This is a genomic window from Streptomyces sp. NPDC088254 (assembly GCF_044740925.1).
In the GTDB taxonomy this organism is placed as follows: domain Bacteria; phylum Actinomycetota; class Actinomycetes; order Streptomycetales; family Streptomycetaceae; genus Streptomyces.
Genome location: NZ_JBIURQ010000011.1, coordinates 61,871 through 78,314, shown reverse-complemented (window position 1 = coordinate 78,314; position 16,444 = coordinate 61,871). Strand labels below are relative to the sequence as shown.

Genomic DNA, 16,444 nt, shown 5'->3' with positions numbered 1-16,444 from the left:
CCCGCCCCCGATCCGGCCGCGCACCCCGCCCGCGCCCGCCCCCGATCCGGCCGCGCACCCCGCCCGCGCCCGCCCCCGATCCGGCCGCGCACCCCGCCCGCGCCTGCCCCCGGTCCGGCCCCGTCCGTCCGCCCCGGCAGCCGCCCCGGCTCACCCGTCCCCGAGGCCGTGCCGTTCGCCGCCGTCCGTCTCCAGCAGCGCCATCAGCGCCCGCGCCGCGGGGCTGGTCGCCTCCCCGGGCGGCAGCAGGGCGACCGTCTCGTACACCACCTCGTCCGCGCCCTTCAGCGGCAGCGCGGTCAGCGCCGTCCGCTTGTGCCGGAAGTGGCGCGGTACGACGGCGATGCCGAGGTTCTCGTCCACCAGGTCCAGCAGACTGTGCACGTCGTTGACCTCCAGGGCGACCGTCCGGCGGACGTCGGCCGCGGCGAAGGCGGCGTCGGTGGCCCGGCGCGGCCCCCAGTCCGGGTGGAAGTCGACGAACACCTCCCCGGCGACGTCGGCCGGGCTCAGCGCCGCCGGGCCGCCGGCGAGCCGGTGGTCGGGATGGCACAGCACGTACATCGGCTCACCGGCCAGGGGGACGGAGCGCAGCTGGTCGCTGTCGGCCCGGGTGCGGTAGGCGAAGGCCAGGTCCAGCCGCCCGGCGGCGACCTCCTCGGCGAGCGCGCCCGAGCCGGACTGCCGCAGCCGGATCTCCACGTCCGGATGCCGCCGCCGGAACGCCGCCAGCAGCCCCGCCACGTGCACGCCCGCGATGCACTGCTCGGTGCCCACCGCGAGCGTGCCCCGCACCACGCCCTGCACGGCGGCCACCGCCTCGTGGGCCGCCCGCACCTGCGCCAGGATCCGCCGCGCCTCCGCCAGCAGAGCGCGCCCCGCCTCCGTCAACGTCACCCGGCGGGTCGTGCGCACGAACAGCGGCGCGCGCAGCTCCCGCTCCAGCGCCCGGATCGACGCCGACAGGCCCGACTGGGACACCATGAGGCGTTCGGCGGCCCGGGTGAAATGCTGGTCCTCGGCGACCGCGACGAAGTGCTGGAGGTGGCGCAGTTCCATGATTGAGAAGCGTATCCGCTGAATACCATCGGATTCTTCTGTTGGACCACTACCCGCAGGTCGCGACAGAGTGGACCGGGCGTTCACGAGAAGCACCGACCACCCGGACCCCACCACGCCGACGCTCCCGTCGGCCGGCCCGGCGTCCGAGCCAACCCCTCCTGGAGTCGCGTTGTACACCGCACACCCCGACCGCTACGCGGACATGCCCTACCGGCGCACCGGACGCAGCGGCCTGATGCTCCCCGCACTGTCGCTCGGCCTGTGGCACAACTTCGGCCCGGACCGGCCCGCGGAGACCCAGCGGGCGATCCTGCGGCGCGCCTTCGACCTCGGCGTGACGCACTTCGACCTCGCCAACAACTACGGCCCGCCGCCCGGCGCCGCCGAGACCGCGCTCGGCGGCTTCCTGAAGTCCGACTTCGCGGCCTACCGCGACGAACTGGTGATCTCCACCAAGGCCGGGTACCTGATGTGGCCCGGTCCGTACGGCGAGTGGGGTTCGCGCAAGTACGTGCTGTCCTCGCTGGACCAGAGCCTGAAGCGGATGGGCCTGGACTACGTCGACGTCTTCTACTCGCACCGCCCCGACCCGGACACTCCGCTGGAGGAGACGATGGGCGCGCTGCACTCCGCCGTCCAGCAGGGCAAGGCGCTCTACGTCGGTGTGTCCAACTACTCGGCGGAGCAGACCCGGGAGGCCGCCCGCATCCTCGGCGAGCTGGGCACCCCGCTCCTCATCCACCAGCCGCGCTACTCGATGCTGGACCGCCGGCCCGAGACCGGCGGCCTGCTGGACGCCCTGGACGAACTCCAGGTCGGCTCCATCGTCTTCTCCCCGCTGGAGCAGGGCGTGCTCACCGGCCGCTACCTAGACGGCATCCCGGAGGACTCGCGGGCCGCGAGCGACAGCCCGTTCCTGAACTCCGACAAGCTCACCGGCGAACTGGTCGGCAAGCTGCGCGCCCTGGACGAGATCGCCAAGTCCCGCGGCCAGTCCCTCGCCCAGATGGCGCTGGCCTGGGTGCTGCGAGGCGGGCGCGTGACCTCCGCCCTGGTCGGCGCGAGCAGCGCCCGGCAGATCGAGGACAGCGTCGGCGCCCTGGACAACCTGGACTTCGAGGCCGGTGAACTGGCCCGGATCGACGCGGTGATCAACGGCTGAACCCCCGAAGGCGTCAACGTGCGTCAATGTGCGCCGACGTCACCGGTGTCCCCGACGGCACCCGCGGGTCCTGGCAAGCCCGCGGGTCCGTAAGAAGTCGACGAAGTTCCGCCCCACGACGGCCCGAGCCCCGGCCCCGTTCGGCCCCCGCACCCGCGACCGCGCAGCCCGGCGGGCAACTCTCTCAGCGCGCCCCGGTACGGGCGACCTCCCCCCGCCCCCGGTCGGCAAACGCTTTCGGCCATGAACGCCACGGAATATGCCAGGAGACTGGCCGGAATGTCGTGGTGACAGTGTTTTAGATGTGAACATACTCGAAGGTCAGGGGCAGTTCACCCCACAGGAGCCGCACGGAAAGCGAGGCCGCACCGGCAGGCGAGCGACGGGGGAGAAGGTCGTGCACGACGAATTCCTGTGCCATGTCACCGCATACGGCGTCTGCGCCGGCCGGCGCATCGGCGTCCCGCTCGGCACTTACCGGGCCCCGACCCTGGCCCTCGCCCTGTGGTGGCTGCGCGACCGGGCCTCCTGGATCGCCGAACGGCTCGACCCCAGCCCGGACGACGAGGCCTTCCCGCCGGGCGCCCTCGTCCCGGTCGCCGACACCGTCGCCGACGTGCCCCGGCTGCTGCGCGCCTGGTGCGCCGACCCGGGCCGACAGGAACTGGTCGCCGACGAGTTGGCGGGCGGCCGGCTGGTGCGGATCGCCGTGAGCGACGAGACCACCGAGTACGAACTGCTCGCCGAGTCGGTCGACGCCCTGCGCATGCAGCGCACCGTTCCGGCGCTGTTCGTCCCCGTCGGCTGACGACCGCCTCGTACTCCGAATGGGCGCACCTGGTGGCGAATCGATAGAATCCGGTCATGGTGGAGCGCCCGTTCGCCTCGACGGCTCCCGAACTCGTCCTGAACACCGAGACGGGTTCCACAGTGATGTTTCCCGGCCGCGACTACCACGTCGGCCGCGACCCGCTCAACGACATCGTCTTCGACGACGCCCGTGTCTCCTGGCACCACGCGGTCCTGCGCCCCGAGGGCGACCACTGGACGGTGCGCGACGCCGACAGCACCAACGGCACCTACGCCGACGGCCGGCGCGTCCGCGTCTCGGACGTCGGCCCCGGCAGCGTCCTGCGCTTCGGCAGCCCCGACGACGGCCCGAGCGTCCTGCTCACCGACCACCCCGCCGCCGAGCCGCCCGGCCCGGCCGCGGTCTCCGAGCCCGCGCTCACCGGTACCTTCCGGCACCCCACCAGCGTCCGTCCGCTGCCCGCCCGCACCGTCCGCATCGGCCGCGCCCCCGACAACGACCTCGTCATCGACGACCTGGTCGTATCCCGCCGGCACGCCGAACTGCGCGCCCTGCCCGACGGCGGCTACGAGATAGCCGACCTCGAGAGCCACAACGGCACCTACCTCAACGGCCTGCCCGTCACCGCCGCCCCGATCGGCCCCGGCGACATCGTCGGCATCGGCCACTGGGCGTTCTGCCTGGTCGGCGACGAACTCCAGGAGTACGTCGACACCGGCGAGGTCTCCCTCGACGTCCAGGACCTCACCGTCGCCGTCGAACACGGCCGCAAGGTCCTCCTCGACGACGTGTCGTTCCCGGTCGGGGAGAAGTGCCTGCTCGCCGTCGTCGGCCCCAGCGGCGCCGGCAAGTCCACCCTCCTCAACGCCCTCACCGGCCAGCGCCCCGCCGACCACGGCACCGTCGTCTACGACGGCCGCGACCTCTACCGCGACTACGCCGAACTGCGCCAGCGCATCGGCCTCGTCCCCCAGGACGACATCCTGCACCTCCAGCTCACCGTGCGCAGCGCCCTCGTCTACGCCGCCGAACTGCGCTTCCCGCAGGACACCGCGAAGGCCGAGCGCCGGGAGCGGGTCGAGGAGGTCCTGCGCGAACTGGGCCTGGAACAGCGCGCCGACCAGCCCGTGCACAGCCTCTCCGGCGGCCAGCGCAAACGCGTCAGCGTGGCCCTCGAACTGCTCACCAAGCCGTCGCTGCTCTTCCTCGACGAGCCGACCTCGGGGCTCGACCCCGGCATGGACCGCTCGGTGATGCACATGCTCCGCGGTCTGGCCGACGACGGGCGCACCGTCATTGTCGTCACCCACAGCGTCCTCAGCCTCGACGTGTGCGACCGGCTCCTCGTCCTGGCGCCCGGTGGCAAGGTCGCCTACTACGGCCCGCCCGAGGACGCCCTCGCCTTCTTCGGCTTCACCCAGTGGCCCGAGGCGTTCGAGGCCTTCGAACGCGACCGGGAACGCGACTGGGCGGGGGAGTACCGTGACTCGGCGTTCCACCGGCACTACGTCGCCAACTCCAGCGCCCAGCCGCACCTGGACCGCGAAGGCCCCGTGATCATGCTGCCGCCGCCCCGGCCCCGCAGCCGGATCGCCCAGCTCGGCACACTGGTCCGCCGCTACACGGCCGCGCTGCTCGCCGACCGCACCTTCCTGATCATCATGATCGCCCTGCCGTTCGTGATGGGCGCCATGGCCCGCGCCCTCGCCGGCGGCCGGCTCACCCGGGACACCGCCATGAACGCGCTGCTCATCCTGTGCGTCGGCGGCGTCCTCACCGGCGCGGCCAACGCCGTGCGCGAACTCGTCAAGGAACGCACGATCTACCGGCGTGAACGCGCGGTGGGCCTGTCCAGATCCATGTACCTGATGTCGAAGATCGTCGTCCTGGGCGCTGTCACGATCGTGCAGGCCGTCGTCCTGACGCTCGTCGCCCTGCTCGGCGTGGACCTCGGCGCACCAGGCGGCGAAGGCGTGCTGATGCCGCCGCTGATCGAGATCACCCTCGCCGTCGCCCTGCTGTCCTTCACGGCGATGATGCTCGGCCTCCTCGTCTCCGCGCTCGTGCGCAAGGAGGAGGTGACCATGCCGCTGCTGGTGCTGCTCGCCATCGTCCAGGTGGTGTTCTGCGGCGCGCTGCTGGAACTGGACGGCGTGCCGGGCTTGGAACAGCTCGCTTGGCTGGTGCCCTCGCGCTGGGCGTTCGCCGCCATGGCCGGCACCCTGGACCTCGCCCGCATCGTCCCCGGCCACCTGACCGGCGATCCGCTCTTCGCGCACGCGGCGGGCGTGTGGCTCCTCGACATCGGCATGCTTCTCGTCCTGTCGGCGCTCTTCGGGTTCGTCGTCTCCCGTCTGCTGCGCCGGCACGAGCCCGCCGTGATGCGGAAGTAGGCGATGCGATGGCGACCCCCGGCTTCCTGCCCACGCACGTCGTCCCCCCGCACGGGATGCCCGCCTGGGAGGCCCCCGACCCCGCCCGGCCGACCGTCTCCCTCGACGCGCTGCTGCCCGTACGGCTCACCGAGCGGCGCGGCGACTGGGGGCACGTGCTGTGCGCCAACGGCTGGTCGGCCTGGGTGGACGGCCGCCGTCTGATCGCCGTACCCCAGGACCCGCCGGGCACGGACGCCCCCCGCACCGCCCTCGCCGACCCCCGGCCTCTGCTCGGACGCGCCGAACAGGCCCTGGCGCGCTACCGGGCCGCCGTCGAGGAACTCGCCGGCGGCGGCCTCGACGGGGAGGCGTTCCGCCGCCGCACCAGCGGACTGCGCATCGGGGTCGTCGTCGACGGCGAGTCCATGTGGCTGTACGACCCGGCCGAGGAGCGCTGGGCGTACGGCGACGGCACCGGGCTGAGCACCTACGCCGCCGACGAACCGCCCGCCCCGCCCGAGGACGCCGGACACGCCGCCACCGCCTCCGAGGACCTCGGGCACGCCCCCACCCGGGTCGTCACCCCCAAGGGCGAACCCCGATGAGCCGCCAGTCCAGCCTGTTCTCCGGCCGGCCGTCCGCATTGGTCGGACGGGAGGTGGCGAGCTACCGCATCGAGGCCGAGATCGGGCGCGGCGGCATGGCCGTCGTCTACCGCGCCCGCGACCTGCGCCTGGACCGCACGGTCGCCCTCAAACTGCTCGCGCCCGAACTGGCCCGCAACGACACCTTCCGCGGACGGTTCACCCACGAGTCCCGGGTGGCCGCAGCGATCGACCACCCGCACATCGTGCCCGTGTTCGAGGCCGGCGAGACCGACGGCGTCCTCTACATCGCCATGCGCTACGTCCCCGGCAGCGACCTGCGCCACCTCATCGACAGCCGGGGCCCGCTGCCGCTGCCGTCCGCCGTCCGCATCGCCGCCCAGGTCGCCTCCGCGCTCGACGCGGCGCACGAACACGGGCTCGTCCACCGGGACGTCAAGCCCGGCAACATCCTCGTCGCCCGCGGCACCGACAGCGACCACCCCGAGCACGTCTACCTCACCGACTTCGGCCTCACGAAGAAGTCGCTGTCCCTCACCGGCTTCACCAGCGTGGGCCAGTTCGTCGGCACCCTCGACTACGTCGCCCCCGAGCAGATCTCCGGCCGCCCGGTCGACGGCCGCTGCGACGTCTACGGGCTCGCCTGCGTCGTCTACGAGACCCTCGCGGGCCGGCCGCCCTTCCGGCGCGACGACGACATGGCCCTGCTGTGGGCCCACCAGTACGACGAGCCGACCCCGCTGACCGAGCTCCGCCCCGACCTGCCCCCACCCGTCGACGAGGTGTTGGCCCGGGCCCTCGCCAAGACGGCCGAGGACCGCCACCCCACCTGCCTCACCTTCGTGGCCGCCCTGCGCACCGCCGGAGCCTCCCACCCCCCACCTCACCGCCGGACCCAGCCCCACCCCCCGCCCCAACCGCCCCCGTGGGCCGCCCCGGTCATCGGGGCCCGCCACTGAGCGCCCCCAGCGCCGTGCAGACGTCAGCGTGCCCGCGTCGCCCCGTCCCGTCGGCGCGCCGCCCGGGCCAGCAGGCCGCCCAGAAATCCCGCGGCCACCCCCCACAGCACCGCCGGCACCAGCGCCGTCCACAGTCGGGGACGCAGGTACACGTCCCCCGACAATCCCCCGCCGCCCAGGTCGCTGATCCCGAACAGCGACAGGCCGTAATGCGCAGAGACCCGCCCCAGCAGGCAGATCGCCAGCACGGTCACCGTCAACGCGACGCCCATCCGCACGGCGTGCCGCCACAGCGGTGTACGCCCCGGTGAACGGCCCGCCATCAGGGACGCCGCACCCACCAGCAGCACCGCGTCCACCACGACCAGCCACCACACCCGGCCGTCCCGCTCGGCGAGCGTGCTCAGACTCAGCGTCGCGGTGTCCGAACCGCGCAGCGCCTCGTCCAGCACCGGCGGCATCGGCAGCCCGAACGGCCCCTGCACCCGCCCCTGCCAGCTCGCGCCCAGCCCGACGGTGAACGCCGGCCACACCGTGTTGGGCAGCCCCAGCAGCACCACCGCGGCCGTCCGCGCCGGATGACCGCGACTCACCGCGGCGACGAGGGCGGCCAGCACGCCCAGCGCCACGCACGCGAGCAGCAGCGCCACCATCGCGGACGCCGCCGGCCGCACCGACTCCCGCCAGCGCAGCAGACGGCCCGGCAGCGGCGCCCCGCGCGATGCCAGCAGGGCCAGCACCAGCACCCCGGCCAGCCACAGCAGCCCCACCGCGAGCGTCAGCGGCACGTTCGCCGTGAAGCCGACGCGCGGGGCCACACCGAACACCTCGCCCAGGTCGGTCAGCGTGTCGTCGCCCAGCGAGACGGCGAAGGTCTGGCGGGCGGCGAGGGCCGCCGCCAGCAGACCGAGCAGGAACACCCCGGCGATCCGTGCCGCCCAGCCCGCCAGCTCCGCCGCCCCGGCCACCGCGCGATGACGCAGCGGACGCAGAAACCCCGCGGCCGCCACCAGCGCCCCGGCGAGCGTCACCGACAGCGGCATCACCGTCAGCCCCGCCTCCGTGTCGGCGATGCCGCCCGCGTCCCCGGACAGCTCGACCGTGCCGCCGACGGCCGTCACGACGGTCGCCGCGACCACCCGGGGGAACGCCCCGTCGGGCAGATCCGCCGCCCCCGCCGCCCACAGCCCGAGCGCGGCCACGACGCCCATGACCACCAGCGCGGCCAGGGCCACGCCGAGCGCCTGCACCCAGCCGTGACGACGGGCGACTGCCTGGTGGGAGGGGGTGGGCCGGCTCACGCTGCCACGCTAAGCACCCACACCGGCCCGCGCGCGCCCAGGAGAGCCGTCCGCGTCCCGCAGCGTCCCTCCGGGGACGCGTCCGCTTGCGGGCGGCGCACGACCGGAGCACACAATGGTGATGATGTGGATCAAAGCGGCGTATTTCGCCCGATAGCGCCGTCGTGGACGACAGTGCCGCCGCAGACAGCGCGCGGGGCAGCCGCGCAGGTGGGGAGTGCTCGTGAGCGTCGAACCCCCGGACGGCCCGGCAGGGTCCCGCCCCACTGGCCCGCCGTCGGGCCCCCTGTCCGGCCCGTCCCAGCCCCCGCCCTCCCCGCCCGCCCCGCCCGGCGGCTTCGGGGGCGGCCCTCCCGGCGGCTCGTCCGCCGGCGGCCCCGGACTGCGCCGCCCCTGGTGGAGGCGCGCGTCCCGCACCGCACTGCTCGCCGCCGCCCTCGTCGTCGCGGTGGTCGTCGCCCTCGCCGTGACCCTCACCCGGGGCGGCGGTGGCGGCGGCGCCCCCGCCGGCCAGGGCGAGGTGTTCCTCCAGCCGGCGGGGGAGACCGGCCCGGACCCCTTCACCGGGTCCACCGCCACCGACGACTCCGCCCCGCCCACCCCGACCGCCTCCGCCACCCCGTCGGGCCCGGCCTCCCCGCCCGCCAACACCTTGCGGGGCGTCGACGGCGCGACCCCGGGCCTGTACGGCGGCACCCGTAAGGTCGCCGCCTGCGACGTGGAGAAACAGATCGCCGCGCTCAAGGCGGAGCCCGCCAAGAACAGCGCGTTCGCCTCCGTCGTCGGCGTCGGACCCGCCGCGGTCCCCGCCTACCTGCGCTCCCTCACCCCCGTACGGCTGCGCATGGACACCCGCGTCACCAACCACGGCTACCGCGACGGCCGAGCCGCCCCCTACCAGGCCGTGCTGCAGAGCGGCACTGCCGTCCTCGTCGACGCGCGCGGCGTGCCCCGGGTGCGCTGCGCCTGCGGCAACCCGCTCACCCCGCCCGTCGCCCAGCGGACCACGCCCCGCATCACCGGCGAACCCTGGCCGGGATACGACGCCTCGAAGGTCGTCGTGATCACACCGTCGGCGAAGGTCGTCGAGACATTCGTGCTCTACGACGCCGCCGCCCACGCGTGGTTCACCCGGGACCGCGGCGACACCGGCGACAAGGACCGCCCGGCGAAGCCCCCGGCGACCACGCCGGAACCGTCCCCGAGCGCCCTGTCGCCGAGCGGTTCCCCGTCCGAGGGCCCGGGCTCGCCGTCCACCGCCCCCTCCCCGCCCGGCCCCGGATCGGAATCGCCCGAGAAGCCCGAATCGCCGCCCTCCGAGCCGCCCCCGTCGTCCGAAGCCACGCACGAGCCCGAGAGTGCACCGGAGACCGAGGAACCGTCGTCCGAGCCGCCCCCGCAGACCGAGGCGCCCAGCGACTCGGCGCCCTCCTCGGCCGGACACGGCGTGACTCCCCGGGTGCCCCCGGACTCCGCCACCGGCGGGCCCACCATGTGAGCCGACCGCTGTGAGCCACTCCATGCGGGCGCCGCACAAACGGGTGGACTGCGTCGCACGGCACGGGGTACGAGCACTGGTGCAGCAGCGTCCGGCCAGTCCGGCCTCCTAGAGAGAAACGCATGATCGAGCACCTGGACGGGGCAGTGATACCGACTGGTTTCGACGTACCCGTGGAACCCCTCCGGCGAGCGGCGCACTACACCGGCGAGCCCGGTTGCATCGCCGAGGCGCGCGAGTTCGCCGCCCACTTCGTCGACCAGCTCCGTACGGAGTGGTGCGCCGCCGTCGACGAGCGGCTCAACGGCGAACTGATGCTGGTCGTCAGCGAACTCGTCACCAACGCCGAACGCCACAGCAACGGCCCGTACATCCTGGAGCTGGAGGGCACGGACGCCGTCGTGTCGGTGGCCGTCTACGACAGCAGCGACGCGTTGCCCCTGCGCTACCCCAAGGACCCCCAGCGGATCGGCCGGCACGGCCTGGAGATCGTCCACGCGGTCGCGGCGGAGGTCACCGCCGAACGGGTGCCCGTCGGCAAGCGGATACGCGCCCGGCTCACGCTCGGCGGATGACCCCCGCCGACGCTCCCACGGCCGCCTCACCCGGGCGCAGTACGGACGCTGCCGCACTCGCATGACCCATGGCCGGCCCGGACGCCATGGCACCCGCCTCATCCACGGTCGGCCCGGACGCAGCCGCACCCGCCGCCTCGCTCAGGCGCAGCCCAGCTCGCCCAGCATGCCACGGCGCAGCCGCGCGATGATCCGCTTGATCAGACGGGAGACGTGCATCTGGGAGCAGCCGAGCCGCTCGCCGATCTCCGCCTGGGTGGCCTCCTCCACGAACCGCATGTGCAGGATCTCCCGGTCCCGCTCGCTGAGCTCCGCCATCAGCGGGGCGAGCGACTGGAAGTCCTCCACGAGCCGCAGCCCGTCCTCCTCCACGCCGATGAAGTCGGCGAGGACCGCCTCGCCGTGCTCAGCGCCGTCGCCGGTGAGCGCCGCGTCGAGGGAAGAGGAGTTGTAGCCGTTGGAGGCGATCTGCGTCTCGACGACCTCCTTCTCCGGGAGGTTCATCAGCGTGGCCAGCTCGGCGACCGTCGGCTCCCGGTCCAGGCGGCCGGCGAGCTCGTCGCGCGCCTTGGCCAGCTCCACGCGCAGCTCCTGAAGCCGCCGCGGCACGTGCACCGCCCAGGTGGTGTCCCGGAAGAACCGCTTGATCTCGCCGACGATGTACGGCAACGCGAACGACGTGAACTCCACCTCACGGGAGAGCTCGAACCGGTCGATGGCCTTGATCAGGCCGATCATGCCGGTCTGGACGACGTCCTCCATGTCGTCGCCCCGGCCCCGGAAGCGCCCGGCGGCGAAGCGCACCAGCGACATGTTCATCTCGATGAGGGTGTTGCGCGCGTACTGGTGCTCGGGCGTGCCCTCCTCCAGATCCGCCAGCCGGCGGAAGAACTGGCGGGAGAGCTCCCGAGCGTCGTGGGGGGCCACACCGCGGGGGTCTTCGACCTCCGGGAGCGGCGCACGGCCCGCGCCGGCCTGGGCGGTGTCCTCGACGACCTGTGCCTGCGACCCGATCACGGCGGTGTGCATTGCCTCTCCCACGGAAGTCAGGAAGTCACGGTTCGGATGTGTGCTTGCCCGGTCCGGGAGAGGGCCGGGACGCCGAGGGCCTGCTTCCGGGGCGGATACCCCGACTTCGCCGACCCATGCCCAACCGGTTCCGGAACGGGCCGGAACACCGGCCGGGGCGGTGGCCCGCGCTCCGTTTCCCCTCTGGGCGGAACGCCGGGACCTGTCCCCGGCGAGAGACGATTCTAGGCTGTGAGGGTGAACAATCAAGCGCCGAACACGGCCCGTGTGATTCCGCTGCGCCCCGCTGCCGAGCCGCTCTGGCGTGACCTCGTCGGCGAGGTCCTGCGCCGTGAGCGCCAGGCCCAGGGCCGCACGCTGAAGGACGTATCCGACGCGGCCCGCGTCTCCGTGCCGTATCTGTCGGAGGTGGAGCGCGGACGCAAGGAGGCCTCCTCGGAGGTCCTCGCGGCCGCCGCCCACGCCCTGGGCCTCGGCCTCGGCGACCTCCTGGCCCGCGCGCAGCGCGAACTGGCGCCGCCGCCCGCCGCGGCACCCGTCCGCCTCGACAGCCACCGCTCCCGCCCCGCCCGCCCGGCGTCCGCGCCCTCGAGGCGGTCGGCCCCCTCGGCGACGAGCACCGCGCCGTGCCGGGGGCTGGCCCTGGCCGCCTGACCCGTTCGGGGGCGGCGCGTGGTGTGGCCGATGAGTTCCGGCGCGTGGACAGGTCGACACTGATGACCGCGCTCCGCGCCCGCCCCCTTCCAGGAGGACCCCCATGACCACCGACGGATTCACCACGTGCCTCTGGTTCGACGGCCAGGCCGAGGAAGCGGCCCACCACTACGTGTCGATCTTCGAGAACTCCGGCGTGGGCCACGTCACCCACTACAGCGAGGCCGGTCCGGGCGTCCCCGGCAGCGTGCTCACCGTCGAGTTCACCGCGAACGGCCAGAAGTTCGTCGCCCTCAACGGCGGCCCGGAGTTCAAGTTCAACGAGGCGGTCTCCTTCCAGATCGACTGCGCCGACCAGGCGGAGATCGACCACTACTGGAGCAGGCTGCTGGAGGGCGGCGGCGAGCCCGGCCCCTGCGGCTGGCTCAAGGACAAATACGGGTTGTCCTGGCAGGTCGTCCCCCGCCGTCTCCTGGAGATGATCGACGGCCCCGGCGAGAAGGCCGCCCGCGCCATGAAGGCCATGTTCACCATGGGCAAGCTCGACATCGCAGCCCTGGAGAAGGCCTACGCCGGCGCATAGCCGACGCGCCGCCGCACGGTTCGCCCCCGACGCGCCACCGGTTCGCCCCCGCCCTCCGAAGGATTCCGGCCCGGCCGGGCCGTTCGGCGCGCGGGGCGGCAGGCGGCTGGATAGCGTGAGGGAACGGACGATCCACCTCTGCGGAAGGGGCGCTGCCATGGCCGTGCAACCTGAGGGAGCGCCCTGCTGGGCCGACGCGATGTTCAGCGACATCGAGGGAGCCAAGAGCTTCTACGGCGAGGTCCTCGGCTGGACCTTCGGCGAGTCGTCGTCGGAGTACGGCAACTACACGCAGGCCTACGCCGACGGCAAGGCGGTCGCCGCCGTCGTCCCGCCCATGCCCGGCCAGGAGGGCCAGTCGCAGTGGTGCCTCTACCTCGCCGCCGAGGACGCGACGGTCACCGCCGCGAAGATCCGTCAGAACGGCGGGGAGTTGCTGATGGAGCCGATGCGGGTCGGGGAGTTCGGCAGCATGTGCCTGGCCCGCGAGCCCAGCGGCGCCGTCTTCGGGTTGTGGCAGGCGGGCACCCACGAGGGCTTCGAGGCGATGGGCACGCCCGGCGCGTACGCCTGGAGCGAGGTCTTCACCCGCGAGCCGGAGAAGACGGACGCGTTCTTCTCCGCCGTCTTCGGCTACCGGCAACAGCGCATGGAGGGCGAGGAGATGGACTTCCGCCTCTACGACCTCGGCGAGCGCCCGCTGCTCGGCCGGATGCGGATGGGGGAGGACTTCCCGCCCGAGGTCCCCTCCTACATCAACGTGTACTTCGCCGTCCCCGACTGCGACGACGCCGTCGCCAGGGCGACCAAGCTCGGCGGCGTCCTGCGGTTCGGCCCCATGACCACCCCGTTCGGCCGGTTCGCCGCCCTCAGCGACCCGCAGGGCGCGAACCTGTCGGTGATCGACGTCACCACCACCGAGGGCGAGCCCCCGCGGACCACCGAGGTGTCGTAGCCCCGGCCGTGCGGTGTGCCCCGGCCGGGCCGGGCGCGGGGCCGGCCGGGCGCCGGACCATGGCATGATCGTGCGCATGCGTGAACGTGTGGTGGCCGCGTGCGACGGGGCTTCGAAGGGGAACCCGGGACCGGCGGCGTGGGCGTGGGTGGTGTCCGACGACTCGGGGACCCCGGTCCGCTGGGAGGCCGGCCCGCTCGGCAGGGCCACCAACAACGTCGCCGAACTCACGGCCCTGGAGCGCCTGTTGGCGTCGACCGACCCGGGTGTGCCGCTCGAGGTCCGGATGGACTCGCAGTACGCCATGAAGGCCGTCACCACCTGGCTGCCCGGCTGGAAGCGCAACGGCTGGAAGACCTCCGCCGGCAAGCCCGTCGCCAACCGGGAACTCGTCGTCCGGATCGACGAACTGCTCGACGGCCGCTCGGTCGATTTCCGCTATGTGCCGGCCCACCAGGTCGACGGCGATCCGCTGAACGACTTCGCCGACCGGGCCGCCAGCCAGGCGGCGAGCGCCCAGCAGGCCGCGGGCAGCGACCTCGGCTCGCCCGAGCCGCCGCCCTCGCCCGACACTCCGACAACCGGCGGCGGCGCACGCCGAAAGGCCGCCGGGGGCAAGTCCCCCCGGCGGCCCGGCGGTTCGTCCGCCCGCACCATCAAGGCCAAGTTCCCCGGCCGCTGCGTGTGCGGGCGTTCGTACGCGGCGGGGGAGCCGATCGCCAAGAACGATCAGGGCTGGGGCCACCCGGAGTGCCGTACCGCGTCGGCGGGTTGAGTACGCCGGGTGGGCGTCGCGGCACCGGTCAGGTCACCACGCCGCGCCAGCCGCCCGACTCGCGGCCGTGCTCCTCGATGTACTCCTTGAAGCGCGTCAGGTCGCCCTTCGTCTGCCGCTTGACGAAGCCGAGCTTGTCGCCGAGGGTCTCGGTGAGACCCTCCGGCTCGAAGTCGAGCTGGAGCATCACCTTGGTGTGCTCGTCGTCGAGGCGGTGGAAGGTCACCACGCCGGCCTGCCGGGACTCGCCGCCGACCGTCGTCCACGCGACTCGTTCGTCGGGGATCTGTTCGGTGATCTCGGCGTCGAACTCGCGGTGCACGCCGTTCACATCCGTCACCCAGTGCGTGAGCGTGTCGGTGCGCTGCTCGACGCGCTCCACCCCGCTCATGAACTCGGGGAACGTCTCGAACTGCGTCCACTGGTTGTAGGCCGTGTGCACGGGCACGCCGACCTCGATGGATTCCTCGACCTGCGTCACAGTCGTCTCCTCCTTCGCTCGCTTGCGGGTACGTGTCGCCCGGGTACCCGTGCGCTGTGCGGCAAACCACGCGTCCGCGATCACTTGGTGTCGGAGGTCAGTCCGTGTCGAAGGTGTAGTGCCGGGTGTGGTCGAGGAGATCGGCGGGGGAGGTGTCGTTCCAGGGCTTCATGGTCTCGTGGAGGTCGACGACGTTCGGCGTCCCCGCGGCCGGGACGTACGACGACCCCGGATGCCGGCGCTGCCACTGGGCCCACAGCTTGTCGATGTAGGCGTGGTGCAGCCAGAACACCGGGTCGTTGGGGGAGACTCCGGTCGCCATCTGCCCGCCCACCCACACATGGACGCGGTTGTGCAGGTTCACGCCCCGCCACCCCTCCAGATGGTTGCGGAAGCCGTCCGAGCCGCTGTTCCACGGGGCCATGTCGTACGTCGGCATCGCCAGCACCGAGTCCACCTCGGCGCGCGTGGGCAGCGCGCGTCCGCCGGCCCCCAGCGCCCGCCGCAGATACGTCCGCCCGTCGACCCGCACCGAGATCGGCCAGTTGCCGGTGGACGCGGCGAACGGCCCGTCCATCACCCGGCCGTCGACACTGCGCCCGGTGCCGCCGAGGAAGTCCGGCGCCCACAGCGAGGCGCGGGCCGTGCGGTCCGCGGACCAGTCCCAGTAGGGCAGGGCGACCGAGGCGTCGACCGCCTGGAGCGCCCGCTCGAACTCCAGCAGGAATCTGCGGTGCCAGGGCAGGAACGACGGTGAACGGTGGCCGGTGCGCTCGCCGTTGTCGGTGTCGCCGACGATGAAGGCGTTGTGCGTGGTGACGAACGCGTCGTAGCGGCCGCTGCGCTTGAGTTCGAGGACGGCGGCGACGAAGCGGCGCTTCTCGTCGGCGGTGAGGGTCGCCTGGTTCTTGCGGACGGTCATGTGCGAAGGCTCCAGAGGTGCGGGACGGACGGTCAGTTGGCGGGGAAAGGCAGCAGCGGGGCGCCCCGCAGCTCGTCCACGGCGGCCCGGGCCGCGGCGCGCGGGGTGGCCACCGGGTCGTAGTGGCTGACGACGCTGATCCAGCTGCCGTCGGCATTGCTCATCACATGCAGAGGGACCCCGTCGACGAACACCTCGTAACCCGCGTCGTGATGACCGCCGTGGTGACCGCCGCCGTGGTGACCGCCCCCGGCCGTCGGACGGCCCTGTATCCGGCGGCCCTTGTAGACCTCGTCGAAGGCGGCGGGGGAGCCGGGGAGGGAATCGGCGCCTGTGGCGTGGGCGTTGCCCGCCGCCGGGGTGGCGGCGCGGGCCACGGTCTGGGCGCCGACGGTCGCGGCGAGGGCGGCCGCGGCGGTGAGCGCGCGGCGACGGCTGAGTTCGGGCATGCGGGACCTCCTGAGGTGCGTTGCGGTGGAGACTCCGCATGCCTATCCGCAGGTCCCGGAACCGGGGTAATCCCTCAAGATCGGTTGGCTGCGATCAGGACAAGTAATCACATGTCGTGCAATCTTGAATGAAGATGATCTTGTCGCCGAGTGGATGCCGTGCTGGGTGGAAGGGGCAATTCCTTTCCTTCAGCACCACTCTTTCGGGGGACTTTTGGCGCGGCGCGACACCGGCCGTGGCGTGGCTC

The 16,444-nt window shown here is 73.1% G+C and carries 17 protein-coding genes; 11 read left to right on the top strand and 6 right to left on the bottom strand.

Translation table 11 applies throughout. The annotated features are described in order from the left end of the window. Window positions 1-150 precede the first annotated feature (150 nt). Window positions 151-1,059, bottom strand: coding sequence for a LysR family transcriptional regulator (locus ACIOC0_RS29480; protein ID WP_402158791.1), 909 nt, complete (start codon window positions 1,057-1,059; stop codon window positions 151-153). A gap of 172 nt (window positions 1,060-1,231) precedes the next feature. On the opposite strand from ACIOC0_RS29480, the gene mgrA reads away from it, so the two are divergent. The 5 genes from mgrA to ACIOC0_RS29455 all read left to right on the top strand — a co-directional run bounded on the left by mgrA (window position 1,232) and on the right by ACIOC0_RS29455 (window position 6,974). Then, a complete protein-coding gene (gene mgrA, locus ACIOC0_RS29475) occupies window positions 1,232-2,224 on the top strand; it encodes an L-glyceraldehyde 3-phosphate reductase (RefSeq protein WP_402158790.1) in 993 nt (330 codons plus the stop codon). 397 nt (window positions 2,225-2,621) lie between these two features. After that, window positions 2,622-3,032: a hypothetical protein gene (locus ACIOC0_RS29470; protein ID WP_389028833.1), complete on the top strand. Its 411-nt coding sequence runs from the start codon at window positions 2,622-2,624 to the stop codon at window positions 3,030-3,032. Between the two features lie 56 nt (window positions 3,033-3,088). Next, window positions 3,089-5,428: an FHA domain-containing protein gene (locus ACIOC0_RS29465; protein ID WP_402158789.1), complete on the top strand. Its 2,340-nt coding sequence runs from the start codon at window positions 3,089-3,091 to the stop codon at window positions 5,426-5,428. A gap of 8 nt (window positions 5,429-5,436) precedes the next feature. After that, window positions 5,437-6,015: a hypothetical protein gene (locus tag ACIOC0_RS29460; protein ID WP_402158788.1), complete on the top strand. Its 579-nt coding sequence runs from the start codon at window positions 5,437-5,439 to the stop codon at window positions 6,013-6,015. Further along, window positions 6,012-6,974 (top strand): serine/threonine-protein kinase, encoded by a 963-nt coding sequence (locus ACIOC0_RS29455; protein ID WP_402158787.1) that lies wholly within the window; start codon window positions 6,012-6,014, stop codon window positions 6,972-6,974. Before ACIOC0_RS29460 ends, ACIOC0_RS29455 begins: the two co-directional genes overlap by 4 nt. Before the next feature lie 23 nt (window positions 6,975-6,997). On the opposite strand, the gene ACIOC0_RS29450 is transcribed toward ACIOC0_RS29455, so the two are convergent. Beyond that, window positions 6,998-8,275, bottom strand: a complete 1,278-nt coding sequence (locus ACIOC0_RS29450; RefSeq protein ID WP_402158786.1) for a streptophobe family protein — start codon at window positions 8,273-8,275, stop codon at window positions 6,998-7,000. Between the two features lie 223 nt (window positions 8,276-8,498). Here ACIOC0_RS29450 and ACIOC0_RS29445 point away from each other — a divergent pair, with 223 nt between their 5' ends. Beyond that, window positions 8,499-9,773 (top strand): DUF6777 domain-containing protein, encoded by a 1,275-nt coding sequence (locus ACIOC0_RS29445; protein ID WP_402158785.1) that lies wholly within the window; start codon window positions 8,499-8,501, stop codon window positions 9,771-9,773. 122 nt (window positions 9,774-9,895) lie between these two features. Beyond that, window positions 9,896-10,348: an ATP-binding protein gene (locus ACIOC0_RS29440; protein ID WP_402158784.1), complete on the top strand. Its 453-nt coding sequence runs from the start codon at window positions 9,896-9,898 to the stop codon at window positions 10,346-10,348. A 141-nt stretch (window positions 10,349-10,489) separates the two neighbouring features. On the opposite strand, the gene ACIOC0_RS29435 is transcribed toward ACIOC0_RS29440, so the two are convergent. Further along, entirely contained in the window at window positions 10,490-11,377 is an 888-nt protein-coding gene (locus tag ACIOC0_RS29435; protein WP_402158783.1) for an RNA polymerase sigma factor SigF, read from the bottom strand. A gap of 237 nt (window positions 11,378-11,614) precedes the next feature. On the opposite strand from ACIOC0_RS29435, the gene ACIOC0_RS29430 reads away from it, so the two are divergent. From ACIOC0_RS29430 to ACIOC0_RS29415, 4 genes are all read left to right on the top strand, one after another. Then, entirely contained in the window at window positions 11,615-12,031 is a 417-nt protein-coding gene (locus ACIOC0_RS29430) for a helix-turn-helix domain-containing protein (protein WP_402158782.1), read from the top strand. Window positions 12,032-12,134: 103 nt separating this feature from the next. Then, window positions 12,135-12,614: a VOC family protein gene (locus tag ACIOC0_RS29425; protein WP_402158781.1), complete on the top strand. Its 480-nt coding sequence runs from the start codon at window positions 12,135-12,137 to the stop codon at window positions 12,612-12,614. A 157-nt stretch (window positions 12,615-12,771) separates the two neighbouring features. Then, window positions 12,772-13,569, top strand: a complete 798-nt coding sequence (locus ACIOC0_RS29420) for a VOC family protein (RefSeq protein ID WP_402158780.1) — start codon at window positions 12,772-12,774, stop codon at window positions 13,567-13,569. Window positions 13,570-13,633: 64 nt separating this feature from the next. Further along, window positions 13,634-14,344, top strand: coding sequence for a ribonuclease H (locus tag ACIOC0_RS29415; protein ID WP_402158779.1), 711 nt, complete (start codon window positions 13,634-13,636; stop codon window positions 14,342-14,344). Window positions 14,345-14,372: 28 nt separating this feature from the next. Here ACIOC0_RS29415 and ACIOC0_RS29410 read toward each other — a convergent pair whose 3' ends face one another. The 3 genes from ACIOC0_RS29410 to ACIOC0_RS29400 form a co-directional block, all read right to left on the bottom strand. Then, window positions 14,373-14,825: an SRPBCC family protein gene (locus tag ACIOC0_RS29410; protein ID WP_402158778.1), complete on the bottom strand. Its 453-nt coding sequence runs from the start codon at window positions 14,823-14,825 to the stop codon at window positions 14,373-14,375. A gap of 97 nt (window positions 14,826-14,922) precedes the next feature. After that, window positions 14,923-15,747 (bottom strand): tyrosinase family protein, encoded by an 825-nt coding sequence (locus tag ACIOC0_RS29405; protein ID WP_402158777.1) that lies wholly within the window; start codon window positions 15,745-15,747, stop codon window positions 14,923-14,925. Between the two features lie 32 nt (window positions 15,748-15,779). Then, on the bottom strand, window positions 15,780-16,196 hold the full coding sequence (locus tag ACIOC0_RS29400) for a tyrosinase cofactor (RefSeq protein ID WP_402158776.1): 417 nt from the start codon (window positions 16,194-16,196) through the stop codon (window positions 15,780-15,782). Between the last annotated feature and the right edge of the window lie 248 nt (window positions 16,197-16,444).